Annotated in this window: 13 protein-coding genes and 1 other annotated feature; of the genes, 11 read left to right on the forward strand and 2 right to left on the reverse strand. The window is 40.7% G+C overall.

Annotation, left to right across the window (positions count from 1 at the left end; genetic code table 11):
- Positions 1–5: 5 nt before the first annotated feature.
- Genes H7J92_RS14755 through H7J92_RS14770 form a run of 4 tightly spaced genes read left to right on the forward strand, consistent with a single transcriptional unit; the run spans position 6 to position 3390 of the window.
- The gene (locus H7J92_RS14755) at positions 6–875 is read left to right on the forward strand and encodes a triphosphoribosyl-dephospho-CoA synthase (RefSeq protein WP_343228094.1); all 870 of its coding nucleotides are present in this window, start codon (positions 6–8) and stop codon (positions 873–875) included.
- Positions 826–1122, forward strand: coding sequence for a malonate decarboxylase subunit delta (locus H7J92_RS14760; RefSeq protein ID WP_078817649.1), 297 nt, complete (start codon positions 826–828; stop codon positions 1120–1122). Before H7J92_RS14755 ends, H7J92_RS14760 begins: the two co-directional genes overlap by 50 nt.
- Positions 1115–2797, forward strand: a complete 1683-nt coding sequence (locus H7J92_RS14765) for a biotin-independent malonate decarboxylase subunit beta (protein WP_221837671.1) — start codon at positions 1115–1117, stop codon at positions 2795–2797. Before H7J92_RS14760 ends, H7J92_RS14765 begins: the two co-directional genes overlap by 8 nt.
- A 2-nt stretch (positions 2798–2799) precedes the next feature.
- Positions 2800–3390 (forward strand): malonate decarboxylase holo-ACP synthase, encoded by a 591-nt coding sequence (locus H7J92_RS14770; protein WP_221837673.1) that lies wholly within the window; start codon positions 2800–2802, stop codon positions 3388–3390.
- A gap of 82 nt (positions 3391–3472) precedes the next feature.
- Here H7J92_RS14770 and H7J92_RS14775 read toward each other — a convergent pair whose 3' ends face one another.
- Positions 3473–6559: an efflux RND transporter permease subunit gene (locus tag H7J92_RS14775; RefSeq protein WP_221837675.1), complete on the reverse strand. Its 3087-nt coding sequence runs from the start codon at positions 6557–6559 to the stop codon at positions 3473–3475.
- Positions 6560–6659: 100 nt separating this feature from the next.
- Between H7J92_RS14775 and H7J92_RS14780 the strand changes: the two genes are divergently transcribed.
- The 5 genes from H7J92_RS14780 to H7J92_RS14800 all read left to right on the forward strand — a co-directional run bounded on the left by H7J92_RS14780 (position 6660) and on the right by H7J92_RS14800 (position 12169).
- Positions 6660–7496, forward strand: a complete 837-nt coding sequence (locus tag H7J92_RS14780) for a TetR/AcrR family transcriptional regulator (protein WP_078817645.1) — start codon at positions 6660–6662, stop codon at positions 7494–7496.
- A 328-nt stretch (positions 7497–7824) separates the two neighbouring features.
- Complete coding sequence (locus tag H7J92_RS14785) at positions 7825–8163, forward strand: winged helix-turn-helix transcriptional regulator (protein ID WP_009766622.1); 339 nt, start codon at positions 7825–7827, stop codon at positions 8161–8163.
- Positions 8164–8314: 151 nt separating this feature from the next.
- Positions 8315–8959: an FMN-dependent NADH-azoreductase gene (locus tag H7J92_RS14790; protein ID WP_040758692.1), complete on the forward strand. Its 645-nt coding sequence runs from the start codon at positions 8315–8317 to the stop codon at positions 8957–8959.
- Between the two features lie 199 nt (positions 8960–9158).
- Positions 9159–9396: a binding site (T-box leader), on the forward strand.
- A 54-nt stretch (positions 9397–9450) separates the two neighbouring features.
- On the forward strand, positions 9451–11037 hold the full coding sequence (locus tag H7J92_RS14795; protein ID WP_221837677.1) for a 2-isopropylmalate synthase: 1587 nt from the start codon (positions 9451–9453) through the stop codon (positions 11035–11037).
- Positions 11038–11269: 232 nt separating this feature from the next.
- Positions 11270–12169: a stalk domain-containing protein gene (locus tag H7J92_RS14800; RefSeq protein ID WP_221837678.1), complete on the forward strand. Its 900-nt coding sequence runs from the start codon at positions 11270–11272 to the stop codon at positions 12167–12169.
- Between the two features lie 181 nt (positions 12170–12350).
- Here the strand turns inward: H7J92_RS14800 and H7J92_RS14805 are convergent, their stop codons facing one another.
- Complete coding sequence (locus H7J92_RS14805) at positions 12351–13715, reverse strand: sigma-54 interaction domain-containing protein (RefSeq protein ID WP_009766618.1); 1365 nt, start codon at positions 13713–13715, stop codon at positions 12351–12353.
- A gap of 248 nt (positions 13716–13963) precedes the next feature.
- On the opposite strand from H7J92_RS14805, the gene H7J92_RS14810 reads away from it, so the two are divergent.
- Together H7J92_RS14810 and H7J92_RS14815 are read left to right on the forward strand one after the other, a co-directional pair.
- Positions 13964–14998, forward strand: a complete 1035-nt coding sequence (locus H7J92_RS14810) for an NAD(P)/FAD-dependent oxidoreductase (protein WP_221837680.1) — start codon at positions 13964–13966, stop codon at positions 14996–14998.
- A 24-nt stretch (positions 14999–15022) separates the two neighbouring features.
- Entirely contained in the window at positions 15023–15271 is a 249-nt protein-coding gene (locus tag H7J92_RS14815; RefSeq protein WP_078817639.1) for a ferredoxin, read from the forward strand.
- Positions 15272–15276 lie beyond the last annotated feature (5 nt).

A 15276-nucleotide genomic window follows, 5' to 3' on the forward strand; every position in this document is an offset into this window, starting at 1 on the left:
TTGAAGTGCGCCAAAAGAAATGTAAGGAAATAGCGGATGAAGCTGTGGCAGCACTGCTTGAAGAGGTAGAGTTAACACCTAAACCAGGTCTGGTTGATATGCGTAATAATGGCTCACATCTAGACTTGAATATTCCAGTGATGCGAGAATCTGCAATCTGTTTGCACGATACATTTTATAAGATGGCTGATCTTCATTATGATAAATCGCCGACAGTCCTTTTGCGTGAGCAATTTGGTGCAATTGGGCGTATAGGTGAAAAGAGGATGTATGCGGTTACAAATGGAGTCAACACACATAAAGGGGCTATTTGGTCAATCGGATTGCTGTGTACTGCGATAGCCCGTCGAAAAGGGGACATTTCATTTCCGCAAGTACTAGATGATGCTGCGGAGCTTGCTAAACTAACGGATCGGTTGATTCCCGTTCAACAAACGAATGGGGGAAACGTGAAGAAAAAGTATGGAATGCCCGGCGCAAGGGAGGAAGCTCAATCAGGCTTTCCGCATATTAAGAACTTTAGCTATCCTACTTATAAGAAGATGCGTGAAACGCGTACATCCACAGTGGCGAAACTGCTGACCTTGCTGGCACTGGTATCGAATTTGAACGATACTTGCTTAGCTCACAGGGGAGGATTGGAAGCATTAGACTATGCGCAGAAGGAAGCTGGTAAAGCAATTCAAAACTTCTCCGATGAAGCACTGTTTCGTCTAGACGATGAGTTTATAAAGCGATGGATCTCGCCTGGCGGTTCGGCGGATTTATTGGCAGCAACATTTTTTATTTCAAATTGGATCTCGAAAAATCAAAGGAGTGTGCGATATGGAGAAGTTGACTTATACATTTCCGGCAAATCGACCCATTCAACGTAAGACACATGTTGGAGTCGTAGGGTCAGGTGATTTGGAAATTTTGCTGGAACCAACCAAAGGCGAAGAAACGGTTGTTGAAATTCGTACTGGAATTACAGGTTATTCGGATACTTGGAAAAGAGTAATCGAACGTTTTATGGCCCAACAACAAATTCTTGCTTCTATAACAATTAATGATTTCGGAGCTACTCCCGGTGTAGTTTCAATTCGGTTAGCTCAAGCTGCGGAGGTGAGTATGAATGGTTAGTACATTGCCTGTTAGTCTTGTAGAAAGCAAAGCGAGAGAACGAGCGCAAGCCATATTGGATGAAGGGTCGGCAAGAGAATTGTTAGGACCGTTTGATCGATTTGAATCCCCGCACTTGGAAGCACAGAACATAGTACCTCAGAGTGATGACGGCATGGTTATCATGAAAGGGACAATTCACGGAAGACCTACATTAATTATTTCAATTGAGGGTAATTTTCAGGGGGGAGGGATCGGTGAAGTCTCAGGTGCTAAATTTGCAGGAGCATTGGAAAAGGCGCTTGAGGACTGCCAAAATGGTAACTTAATTTATCCGGTTATCATTTATGACACAGGCGGAGTTCGGCTGCAAGAAGCAAACTATGGATTGTTATCTATAGCTGAAATCAGCTCTGCTATAGTGGCTTTGAAAGAGTACGTTCCAGTGGTTGGCATTATTCCAGGTAAAATTGGTTCATTTGGCGGCATGTCTCTGACTGCAGGATTATGTTCTGCCCTTGTGATGACAAGAGAAGGACGATTAGGAATGAATGGACCTGAAGTGGTGGAGCAAGAAGCGGGAATTCAAGAGCTGAATTCAAAAAATAAACAATTCATTTGGGAAATGATTGGCGGTAAAGGTCGCTTGAAGAGTGGATTGGTGGATCGGGTTGTGGAGGACGATGTACCCAACTATATAGAAGCAATTGAATCTGTATGGAGTAACCCGACATTCGCCAATCGGACGTTGCAGTATGAAGAATTCTTAAGTATGTTGCATGAACTTTCTTTAGATGGAAAAATAGATCCTTCAGTATCCAGAACTCTATTGCAAAATCGTACCAAGGTTAATGAAATAAAGTATGACACGAGCAATGGAAAAACAGCAAGTCGAGGACGTACTTGGTTCAACGTTCTTACGGATCATGCGCCATCTATTTCACAGGCACCAACAGTATTGGTTGCTGATAAAGAGCAGGATGGAAAAAAGTTTCGATATATTGCTGTCGTTCCGGACGAAGGAAATAAATTTTATCGAGCAAGACATGGTGAATTTGGATTAGTGGAAGCTTGGACAGTCGCAAAGTATGTGCGCGAAGCCGTTGAAGAAGATGCTGGTTCTAAGGAAAAAAGAGTTATCGTACCAATAGTCGATGTACCGGGGCAAGCATTTGGTTACCATGAAGAACTATTCGGTATTTATTTAGCATGTTCTGCTAGTGTAGAGGCATATGCCACTGCCCGTCAGCAGGGTCACCCTATCGTAACGTTGGTTGTAGGCAAAGCAATTTCCGGAGCATTTCTATCACATGGTATGCAAGGTAATCGTATCCTTGCATTTGATGATGATCAAGTTCAAGTACATGTCATGTCGAAAAAGTCTGCTGCTTTAGTGACGATGCGCACGGTTGAAGAATTAGAAGAGTTTGCAAAAACTGTTCCATCTATGGCATATGATGTTCATTCTTTTAAATCGCTAGGTGCGATTCATGAATTGCTTCAAGGCATTAATGCCGATCTACCGTCCAATGAGCAATTGCAGCAGGTAAAGGAATCCATTCAATCAGCTACTAATGATATATTGCAAACCACTGACCGTTCATTGCGTATCCGTCTTCAATCTCCAGAAGCAATTGAGAAAGGTCGCAAAGCTTCAATTGCTGTACGGAATGCTATAAATTCACAATGGAAGTAAAAGTGCACGACATCGTATATTTGGAATCTGACCTTGCGATCGAAAGCAGCGAATCTATGCCTGAATGGGTGTTAACAGAAAAAACGGCAAAAAACATAGCGGTTGTCCGACGTATGAAAACACTCGAAAATGTTGTCCCCATTGGATTCAGGGGAAATGAACGCACCAAGCGATTTGCTGCCCTGACACCTTTAAATAATATACAAAAAGTAATAACACCAGAACAGGCGGCTTTTGGACAAATACCAAAAAGTCATGAACAGACAATTGTACATCTCAGACAATTATGTCGGGGTATCCGTTGGGGAATTGGAGGAAGTGTAGGTTTTACGATGGCAACAGGAATTCATGCTTGTACGGAAGAGAGTGATATCGATGTCATTCTTTACAAAGAGAGAATGGAATCGCTTAAACCGCTCCAACGCTTGCATGAACAAGTTCAACAATTGAATCATCAGGTAGATTTACAGGTCGAAGTTGCTAATTTTGGGGCTTGCCTGTTGAATGAACTTGTCACATCAACTACTGTCTTATTGCGTACAGGTACCGGTGTTTTTTTGGTACAAAGGGATAATTTGTTTCGCAGCAATTAAGCTACTCCTACTGTGATATGGTAACAGGCATTTTGTTGAAAAAGCCCTACAAGGAAGTACAACTCCTTGTAGGGCTTTTCAGTTAGTCTTCTTCTATTTCCATACGGTTTTTCTTGAAGAGCTTAGATAATATCTCATAAACGATTGGCACAACAATTAATGTTAACAAAGTTGAACTGATTAACCCACCGATTACTGTGATCCCAAGTCCTTTGGATATCAAACCGCCGCCACCGCCGGATCCAATTGCCAACGGAATGAGCGCACCGATTGTAGCGATTGCGGTCATTAAAATTGGACGTAGACGCGTTGCGCCCGCTTCAAGAACTGCTTCGCGCATTTTCATGCCAGTACGTTCCATACGGATAATCCGGTCCACCAGGACGATCGCGTTCGTTACAACGATACCAATTAACATCAATAGCCCCATCATGACAGAGATAGAGATGGTTTCGCCAGCAATTAATAAACCGACAAATGAACCAATTACTGCAAATGGTAACGAGAAGAGAATGGCAAACGGTGCAACCCCTTCACGGAATGTAACAACCAAGATGAAGTACACGATGGCAATAGCCGCTAGCATCGCCACAATTAGTTGTGTAAACGTTTCTGTCATATCTGCAGCAACACCTGCTACATCGACTGTTACACCTTTCGGTAAATCTAATTTATCAATTGCCTTATCGACTTCTGATGTAGCTTTTGAAATATCATCATCCAGAATTTTTCCTGAAACTGTTGCGTAGTATTCCCCTTGGCTTCGGGCAAGTTCATTGAGCGTTGTTCCTTGCTCAACTTCTACAAGTTCTGAAAGTTTCATTGTTGTACCAAGTGCCGTTGATACTTCTGTTTCTAATAAATCATCAATCGATTTTGGTTGAACAGCCTCTTCCTGTTGTACAATCACTTTTAATGAATTGCCTTCTTTTTCAATTGTCGTTAAGACATCTTGAGTTCTTGTTGGGTTTAACATCATGACAATTTGCCCTGTCGTTAGCCCGTACTGAAGCAATTCATCTTGCTCTACCTTGAGTTTGTACTCAACGTACGCGTCTTTTACACTTGAAGAAACATCTTCTAAACGGTTGTTATCATTCATAACGTCTTCTACCATTTTTACGGCTTCATTTAGTTTGTCTAAATTTTCACTGTAGAAAGTGTAGCTGACTTCATTTGTAGACGCGCCCATCGAAGTGAAATCTTGGCTCTTCCACTCTCCAGTTTGGCCAATGTCGAATACATAGTCTTCGATTTCTGAGCGAGCTTCAGGGAAGTTCTTCATGTCTGGATCAAAGATGAGGAACATTAGTGCACCATTCGAACCTCCGCCCATCATTGCAGACATTGGGTCTCCCGCATCCGTGACAGATAACTGGACAATATCAATATCGTCACGCTTTAATAACTCTTGTTCTACAACTTCAATATTCGCCAACGTATCTTCCATTAACTCGCCTGTCTCGGGTGTATACGTTAGGTACATCGTTTTCTCTTCTTCACTACCCATAAAGCTAAACCCAATTAATGGTGTCAACGCCACACTTCCAGCTAACAATACAATTGAGATGATAGAAGTGATGACTTTATGATTTAGCGTCCAGCTAAGGATGCCTTTATACCAATTGGCTAGTTTTCCAGCTTCCTTATGGTTACTTTCTGTTTTCTCACCATATAGCTTTTTCCTAAATAGGAAATGAGATAACGCAGGAACAATTGTAATGGCAACAATTAACGAGGCACCGAGTGCAAATGTCATCGTTAATGCGAATGGCATGAACAACTCACCAACCATCCCACCTACAAAAATAAGTGGTGCAAATACCGCAACTGTTACAAGAGTTGAGGACATAATTGGTTTGAACATTTCAATCGTCGCTTCACGTACAAGTGCGCGTCCTGATAACTTCTCTGTTTTCAAATGCAAGCGCCGATATATATTTTCCACGACGACAATTGAGTCATCAATTACCCGACCGATCGCCACGGTAATTGCGCCGAGCGTCATAATATTTAACGTAATATCCATCCAATTTAATAGCAGTAAAGCCATGAAAATTGATACCGGAATAGATACAATTGAAATAATCGTTGATTTAAAATCGCGTAGGAAGAGCAGGATGATTAATATTGCAATTGCTCCACCAAATAACGCCTTCTCAATCATTGTTGAAACAGATTTTTCAATTGGCTCTCCTTGATCGAGTGATACGTCGACGACAAGACCGTCAATTGACTTCTCTTCTTCTTTGATTAATTTTTTTACGGCATTGACAACATCCACCGTGTTGGCTTGTTGCCCTTTCAGAATTTGAATGGCAATGGCATCTTCGCCATTTGTTCTTGAAACGGATTCTACTTTACCGACAACTTCAATTGTCGCAATGTCACCAAGCTTCACAAAAGGTGATGGATTACTTTCGGATGGTGTTACAGGAATCAGCATACCCTTTAATTCAGTTGCTGTCATGAACTTGCCGTCTACCGCAACAGCCTGCTCACCTTCATCAAATTCATAAAGACCTAATGACACCGCCAAGTCACTCGCTTGGATCATTTCTTTCACTGTATCTGGCGTAATATCCAGTTCTGCCATCTTTTTATCATCGTACGTAAGTTGTACTTCTTCAATATGTTGGCCTGTAATCGTTGCAGATGCCACGCCATCGATTTTGTTGATCTTTGGAAGTAAAATATCTTCAACAGTAGATGTTAGATCCACAATATCTTCAGTCGTACTACTTACACTTAATGCAACGACTGGCATCATATTCATGCTAAGTGCTGTAATCGTTGGTTTTTCGGCTTCTTCCGGCAAGGACACTTCATCTAATGCAGCGTCTAATGCGCGTTTCGCCTCATCCATGTCTATGCCGTACTCGTATTCTACTTGAATATTGGATACATTCGAATAAGAATTTGAATAAACGGATTTCACATGCTCGAGATTTTCGACTGCTTTTTCTAATGGCATGGAAATTTCTTCCATTACTTGCTCAGGGGTGGCTCCTGGATAGACATCCATAACCATTAAAAATGGAATTGATATATCCGGAAGTGTCTCTGTTTTCATCTTTGTACCTGAATAGATACCCGATGCAACAATGATGATTGTTAGCAACCAAACTGCTAATTTATTCTTTAGGACGAAATTGACTAAACCTTTCACTCTTACACCTTCCCTTATTTGACTAACCTCATTCAATTTCCTATACTAATGACTAATAAGTCACATGTCAACGAAAAACCTTAGGAGCGATCAGATACTCATGACAAAAAAACAGCTGATTATGGAGAAAGCAATAGAATTATTTGCAGAAAAAGGCTTTGAAGCAACATCAGTGCAACAAATAACCGATGAATGTGGTATTTCAAAAGGTGCATTCTATCTAACGTTTAAATCTAAAGACGAATTGATTTTGGCATTGATTGATTACTTTATGATGCAGTTCACCTCGGATATTGACTATGTGGTCAAAAACACAAAGAATAAAGAAGACCTTTTATATAAATTTTATTACACTATTTTCAATTCCTTTAGTAAACACGCTGATTTTGCCAAGATTCTTATTAAAGAACAAATACGATCATTTAATGAGGAATTTCTTCAAAAGAGCCATATCTACGACCAAGCAATGGATAAAATAATTTTATCGATGGTTGAAAGGCTATATGGTGATGAGATCCATCAGACAAAGCATGACGTAATGTACTGTGTTAAAGGCTTTATGAAAACATATGCAGAGTTATTTTTATTTCACAATTTACCGCTGGATTTAGATTTACTAGCCCGGTCGCTTGTGGAAAAAACAAATGTACTGGCAAGAAATATTACAATCCCGTTCATTTCAACTGAGCTGGTTCAACTGCTTCACCAATCAAAGGGAAAAGAAGCAACGAAGGATCAAATCCTTGAACTCATTGAACAAAATATAAATGAAATTGAAGAATCTATTGAAAAAGAGTCATTAATCCTCCTCAAGCAACAGTTAATCGAACCAGCGTTAAGCCCTGCGATTGTAAAAGGTTTACTTGAAAATATCCGAAATCACACCCAGTGTAAATGGACCTCTTATTTGCTTCGGGATTATTTTGAAGTACTCTAAAGGAAACAGCTAATCCATCCACCTGGCGTACTCTTTGGGATTTTCCCTTCAGTCAGGGATGCGTACTGAAAGAGAAACCCCTTACTTTTTGTTCGGTAGGGCAATGGTTTTTGCCTTGTACGTAGCTAGTTACATGATATTCGCTCTTGAAAAGATGAATACCAGTAGTCAAACAGCAACAGTGGGTAAATATAATACATTTCCAAGTTTATCAACCCTTTCAAAACCATTTCTATAATGTTAATATGAGTTGTTGGATATATTATTGGAAGTACATGATTACAAGTCATGTAGTGTATAAAATGATACTACTAGAAGGTGATAATAGATGGCAGTGCAACCGGAGCTATGTCGAGTAGAAGATGCGCTTGGCATCCTGGTAGGAAAGTGGAAGCCGATCATATTATTGGTTCTACTGCATGAAGGTACGCATAGATTCAGTGAGCTAAAAAGAAGGGTGCCAGGAATCACACAGAAAATGTTAACCACTCAGCTTCGTGAACTGGAGGAAGAGGATATTATCAGTCGAAAAGTCTACCCCCAAGTGCCGCCGAAGGTAGAGTATTCCATGACGGACTATGGAAAGAGTTTAGAACCTATTTTAACGGCGATGCATGAATGGGGTACTGCACATACATTACGTAAAATGCAAAAAGTCCAAGATTAATTGAGTGACATCGTAAAAAAATAACTTTATTATTAGTAGTATACTTTTTGATACTATGCCACTTTTAAGTGCGTACTTATGTAAAAGTGGTTACCAAATTATAATAAAGATATACAGCAAGAGAAATAGATACAAGGGGAGAGTTTTGAGTATGAACATTTTAGTAGTAAAAGCAAACAATCGTCCTGCTACAGAAGCGGTTTCAAGTAAAATGTACGAAACATTTATGGCTGAATTAGAGGGTAAAGACGTCAACGTTATAACTTACGACGTTTTTGAAGAAGACACGCCTTATTTTGGACAAGAAATCTTTAATGCTTTCGGTAAAGTGCAAAACGGTGGAGAATTAACAAAAATTGAATCACGCCTTTTAGCTGCAAAACAAAAGGCAATGGATGCAGTCTCAGCTGCTGACGTAATTGTGTTTGCATTCCCACTTTGGAATCTAACAATCCCGGCTAAATTACAGACATTCATCGATTATGTATATGCTGCTGGTTTTACATTTAAATACGATGCTGAAGGTAACCTGGTCAGCTTAATGACAGAGAAAAAGGCAATCTTCCTAAACGCTCGTGGCGGTATTTACTCAGCTCCTGAAGCGGCTCCAATGGAGATGGCTGTTAACTATATGCGCAATGTCGTCGGTGGTGTCTTCGGTATGCAAATCATTGATGAAGTGATTATAGAAGGCCACAACGCAATGCCTGATAAAGCGGGAGAAATCATTGCTTCAGGCATGGAAGAAGTAAAAGCTTCTGCTAATCGTTTACTCGAACTGACTGTTCACGCGTAATTTAAAAATGTAACAAGTTTTCACCGGAGTTACTAATACAGCATTTATTTGCAAACTCTTACCATCCGTCAAGTGCGGGTGGTTTTTTTATTGGTGCGAGGAGCTGAAATTGGTTGAACGAATAAATACTTTTAAAATAGTTATCAGAAAACTGTTGACAATCTGAAATATCCGTCGTATCATTGCTTTCAATAACACATTGCAGACCAAGAATGGAACTAGTAGAAGTGTTTGTGTCTTTTTAGAGAGCTGATGGTAGGTGAAAATCAGCAGGCGCACATTTTGAACTCATCCAGGAGTCACTCCCTGAACGTTTAATAGTAAGGGATGTCGGTTTCCTCCGTTATCGGGATAGACAGTGATAGCTGTTGATAAGTGGATTTGTCTATATGACAGGTCAATTAGAGTGGTACCGCGAGTATAACCTCGTCTCTATATTTCGATATAGAGGCGGGGTTTTTTTAATTTTACTAAAAAAGGAGTGCAGAGAAATGAGTAGAAAAATTTGGGTATTTGATACAACGTTACGTGATGGCGAGCAGGTGCCGGGAGCTAAACTGAATCTTTATGAAAAGGTAGAGATCGCACAGCAGCTCAAGAAATTAGGTGTCGATATTATTGAAGCTGGATTTCCTGCATCCTCTCAAGGTGATTTTGACGCGGTCCAAGCAGTCGCCCAGAAAGTAGGTAACACAAGTGATATAATGATTACCGCATTGGCGCGTGCAGTTCAAGCAGATATCGATTCGGTTTACAACGCGGTAAAATATGCTGAAAACCCTATGATTCATATGGTGCTTGGTACGTCTGACATCCACGTGGAGAAGAAATTCAATAAATCCAAAGATCAAATCCTGCAAATTGGCGTGGATGCAGTAAAATACGCAAAAAGCCTATTGCCGGAAGTACAATATTCAACGGAGGATGCTTCACGCTCCGAGTTTGAATATTTATGGAAAACCATCGAAGCTGTCATGAAGGCGGGGGCTACCATGATTAACGTGCCCGACACGGTGGGCTTTGCTGAACCTGAGGAATTCGGTGCAATGATTTACAAATTGAATGATCGAATGAAAAATTTGAATCCTAACGTTTTACTGAGCGTTCACTGCCATAATGACTTAGGTATGGCAACGGCCAATACTTTGGCAGCTGTCAAAAACGGCGCGGATAAAGTAGAGTGTACGATTAATGGAATTGGCGAGCGCGCTGGCAATGCAGCGTTGGAAGAAGTGGTCATGGCACTAAAAACAAGGAATGCTGTCTATAACGTAAATACACGTATTAACACAAAAGAAATTATCAATACATCGCGTCTAGTATCCAGCTTTATGGGATTGGATGTGCAAGTGAACAAAGCGATTACAGGAGACAATGCCTTTGCTCATTCTTCTGGTATTCATCAGGACGGTTTACTGAAATCAAGAGACGCCTATGAGATCGTTCATCCCGAAGATGTTGGCCTAGATGATATGGAGCTGATTTTAACAGCGCGGTCCGGACGACATGCTGTGAAAAATGCACTTGAAAATCTTGGATTTGCCCAGTTGGCGCCAAAGGATTTTGAAGGGATTTTCGAAGGTTTCCTAGCATTGGCTGATGCGAAGAAAGAAGTGTATGATCATGATCTATATGTAATCGTCGAAAATTATTATGAACAGCATGAAAAGGCGAATGTGACCAATTACAGCGACCATTTCTTTGAATATGAAGACTTACAAGTCGTCAGCAATTCAAGTTTTCCTTCTGCAAGCGTGAAGATTCGTAAAGGCGGAAAAGTCTTCATGTCCAGTGCAGTCGGTTCTGGCCCAATTGACGCTCTTTATTCCGCGATAGCCGATATAACGAAAATTAACGTCAAGTTGGTGGAGTACGATATCAGCAGTGTTTCGCGAGGGAAAGACGCACTGGGTAAAGTGAAAATTACGATTGAACATGAAGGGGAAACATATATCGCAAAAGCAGCAGATACAGATATACTAAAAGCGAGCGCATTGGCTTACATGAATGCCATTAACAGTGTGATTGTTACCAGTATAAAGGAAGCACCTGTGCAACAAACCGCCGTAAATAGTTAATTTTCTCGGGGGTGTAATGGAGTCAATGCACGCAGCGGGTCTATTCTCAAAAGTCGTGGGCGGCAGTTCCAACAGATGTCTTTATAACAAGTTCTCAAACCGTTCTACGTCGGTTGAGAACTTGTTTTTATTCGTAATATAAATTAGGATCAGCTACAAGACTTTTATTCTTGTAACTTTATCCATTCTCATACGACTACTCTTATGAAAACATAAAAGGAGTTGGTTTTTTATGAAGATGAAGAAAGCTGTGCCATTCGCGATGTCTGCACTGCTTGTAGGTGGAGCACTTACACCCGCTGCAGTTTTTGCGAATGAGGGAGGCAATTCAGAAGAGATGCAAGTAAAACCGTCATTTGTACAAGTTGAAGGGACGATTGAAAGTGTTGAGGTGGGAGAGCAGTCAACTCTTTATTCAATTAAAGATGGTGAAGAGACGAATGTCTTGGCTGTTATGAAAGAAACGCTAGTCTTCGATAACACCGGCAAACAGGTAGAATTAAAAAAAGGGGATAAGATTGTTGCGTACACGAATGCAGACAAACCGATGATTATGATTTATCCGCCACAGTACAGTCCCGATGTTGTTATTGTGGAAACGGAAAAGACAGGTTTCGTAGCGGTTGAGGCATTTGATGAAGACTTGTTAAGTAAACATCTATCATTGAAATTAAATGTGGATGAAAAGACGGTTCTTTCTAGTGTTTCAGGCAAAGAAGTAACTGCCGCTGATCTACCAGAAAAGGATTTGCTGGTTTTCTATACGATGACCACTAGAAGCATCCCTGCCCAGACTACACCAGAAAAAGTAGTGGTTCTTGACGGCAATGCAGATGATTCAGATTCCGAAAAGAATTCTGTTATCGAGGAAATGATTGCTGCCGACCACCACATGGTAAATGGGGTGAAGATGGTACCGCTTCGGGCACTTGCTGTGGAACTTGGATATAAGGTCGAGTCCACGGGCAAAGGGGCTATCATATCCAAAGATGCTCGTTCTTACACGATTACCCGAGGTGAAAAGGCGTATGGCTACAACAAATCACTTCGTCAATTTGACGTAGCACCTGATTTGCTTGAACGTTGGAAGACCTATGTACCTGTTGAGCTTATTGAAGATATGATGCAATGATGTTGTGCTCGCGAAGTAAGCGCAGTTACGAGTTTTGATAGAAGTTAAGAAGGAGCTGTTCAGGGAAGTCATTAAAATATGACTTTCTATGAACAGCTTTTTTATTCATATGTTAATTGTACATAGAGTGCCTTCAATCGGGAAACACGCTTAGGATTCTTAACGCTTCAATTCTTTATAGTCACTCTTCACCCTGACAATATTCACGAATTAGTCGCGAGGCTTTGGACTGGCTAATTTGAAGATCTGTTGCTACTCCTCTGGAAGATCCAAATTTCTGATAGGATCTTCTGACCATCGTTCCCGCCACGTTATCCAATGCTTTTTCTAATGAATTTGAGTAGACCAATTCAGGGATATCTTTGATCTTCTCTAGAATCACTTCTGGCAGATCTTCCACTTCGATGACTGCTTCGCTTGTAATTACCAGTCGTTCCATCAGATTTTCTAGCTGGCGTACATTACCTGGCCATGAATAATGGAAGAGTACTGTTAAACACTCTTCAGAAATTATTTTGTTTGAATTGTATTTTTCATTGAACTTACTTAAAAAACTGTATGCTAACGGTACGATATCTTCTTTTCGTTCGTGCAAGGGCGGCATATGGATATCGATAACGTTGAGCCGGTAATATAAATCTTCTCGGAAAGTTTTGTTTTCGACCATTTTGAGTAGATCTTGATTTGTTGCGGCAATAATGCGGACATTAACCGTTTTACTCACATTGCTTCCGACCGGTATAAACTTCTTATCCTGAATGACTTGAAGCACTTTTGCTTGCAAAGGCAAGGCCAATTCTCCGATTTCATCCAAAAATATCGTCCCATTATCAGCTGCCTCGAACAAACCAATTTTACCTTCCTTATTAGCTCCTGTGAACGATCCCGCTGTATATCCGAACAGCTCCGATTCCAGCAATTCCTCTGGAATTGCTGCACAATTCACATTTAAAAAAGGACCGTCTTTTCTTTTACTCAATTTATGCAGATGATAGGCAATAACGCCTTTGCCGGTACCGGACTGGCCGTGAACCAATACAGTCGAGTCTGTAGGAGCGACTTTTTCACAAAAACTTAAGATTTTACGTACTTTTTGATTGTTCGTGATAACGGAATTTGTGAATTCTGATTTTACATTATCCTGTAAATGTTTTTCCTCCGTCTTTGTTAGACGTGTAAAATCCTTGATTTCAGTTGCAGTGAACACCATATATTCAATCTCATTTTGATCATTCAATATAGGGAAACCCCTGGTCAGCAGCTCAGCGCCGATATTTGTTTGCTGCCGAATCGATACGGGCTCTTTTTTCTCCAGCACGGGCGGAACAGCGGAAGGCGTCCAGTAGCCTTCGTTAAAAAAATCGTCATTATATCTTCCTACTACATCATCTTTCCTAACTCCATAATGCTTCTCACAGATCCGATTGACATAGACAATCCTTGTATCCTTGTCCAATACAAAGATTTCATCTGATGAGTAATCCAGTATTCTCAGTAGTGATTCCAGAGATAAATTCATTTTCGGTTGTTCTGTATTATCGGCCATACGGTGTCACCTTCCTAAACATTTTGTGAGTCAGTTTTGGAAAAAACGCTATTCTTTTGAGCGGATTTTGACTCAATTGTATCAGTGTTTTTTAAAAAATACGATAGAAAACTTATTACTATGCCAATTTTAAAAGTTGGCACAATACTTGCAATAGTATTTAGTAACGTGGAAAAAAACAAGGGTAATCCCTAGTTGCCTCGTAACATATCACACTATCCAAATGAATGGCTACAAGGAGGTACAACATGAATAGAACAGCTGAAATTTCCGACATCACAATTATTGGCGGCGGTCCGGTCGGCTTATTCACAGCATTTTACGCGGGACTTCGCCAAACGTCCGTTAAGATCATTGAAAGCTTACCCCAACTTGGAGGTCAGCTTGCCGCTCTTTATCCCGAAAAGTATATCTATGACATTGCGGGATTCCCTAAGGTTAGAGCCCAAGAGCTAGTAAACAATCTGATAGAACAGATGAATCAATTTGAAACTACTGTCTGTTTAGGAGAAACGGTGATGCAAGTTGAGAAAGAAGCAGATGGCGTATTCAAATTAACTACGAATAAAGAAATCCACTATTCTCGAACGATTATTATAACTGCTGGAAATGGAGCCTTCCAAGCACGCAAAATGGAGATCGAAAGCGAAGAGAAGTTTCAAGAAAAAAATATTCATTATTTTGTTCAAAATATGAATCAGTTCGAAGGAAAAAAGGTCGCATTATTCGGCGGCGGAGATTCAGCAGTGGATTGGGCACTCATGCTTGAACCAATTGCTGAAAAAGCATCAATCATTCATCGCCGCGACAAATTCCGGGCCCATGAGCATAGCGTGGAACTTTTGAAGCAATCGAAAGTAGAGCGGTTGACTCCATACGTTCCGGTTGAATTGTTAGGTGAAGAGAAAATTGAAAAAGTGCTCCTCAAACATTCAAAAACAGAAGAGCTTTTAGAGCTGGAGGTTGATGATGTACTGGTCAATTACGGTTTTGTCTCTTCTCTCGGACCCATTAAAGACTGGAGTCTTGAAATAGAAAAAAACTCTGTTGTAGTGAACACGAAAATGGAAACGAATATCGAAGGAATTTACGCAGTTGGAGATATTTGCACATATGAAGGCAAAGTGAAACTGATTGCTTCAGGTTTTGGAGAGGCACCGGTTGCAGTCAGCAGTGCCAAAGTATTTATAGATCCAACAGCGAAAATGCAGCCGCTGCACAGCACGAGTGTCATGGGAGATAAAGAAGAAGCTTCGAAGAAAGTGAAAGTCGGGGCGAACTGATTATTAAAAGTAGGAGGCGGAGATATGGCTCAATTTACGATGGTGGAGCGAAGCACGTGCATCGCTTGCGGAGCGTGTAACCCTGTTGCACCTGATTTATTTGATTACACAGCTGATGGTTTTGCCTATGCGCTGCTAGATGACAATGAAGGGACTACTGAAGTCCCTGAGGATTTGATCGAGGATCTGGAAGATGCATTTGAAGGATGTCCGACGAACTCTATCAAAATGTCCGACACACCGTTTTCTTGTCAGAAAGTAGAAGCTAGTTAATTAAA

Origin of the sequence: Sporosarcina aquimarina (assembly GCF_019748715.1) — a bacterium.
GTDB lineage: Bacteria > Bacillota > Bacilli > Bacillales_A > Planococcaceae > Sporosarcina > Sporosarcina newyorkensis.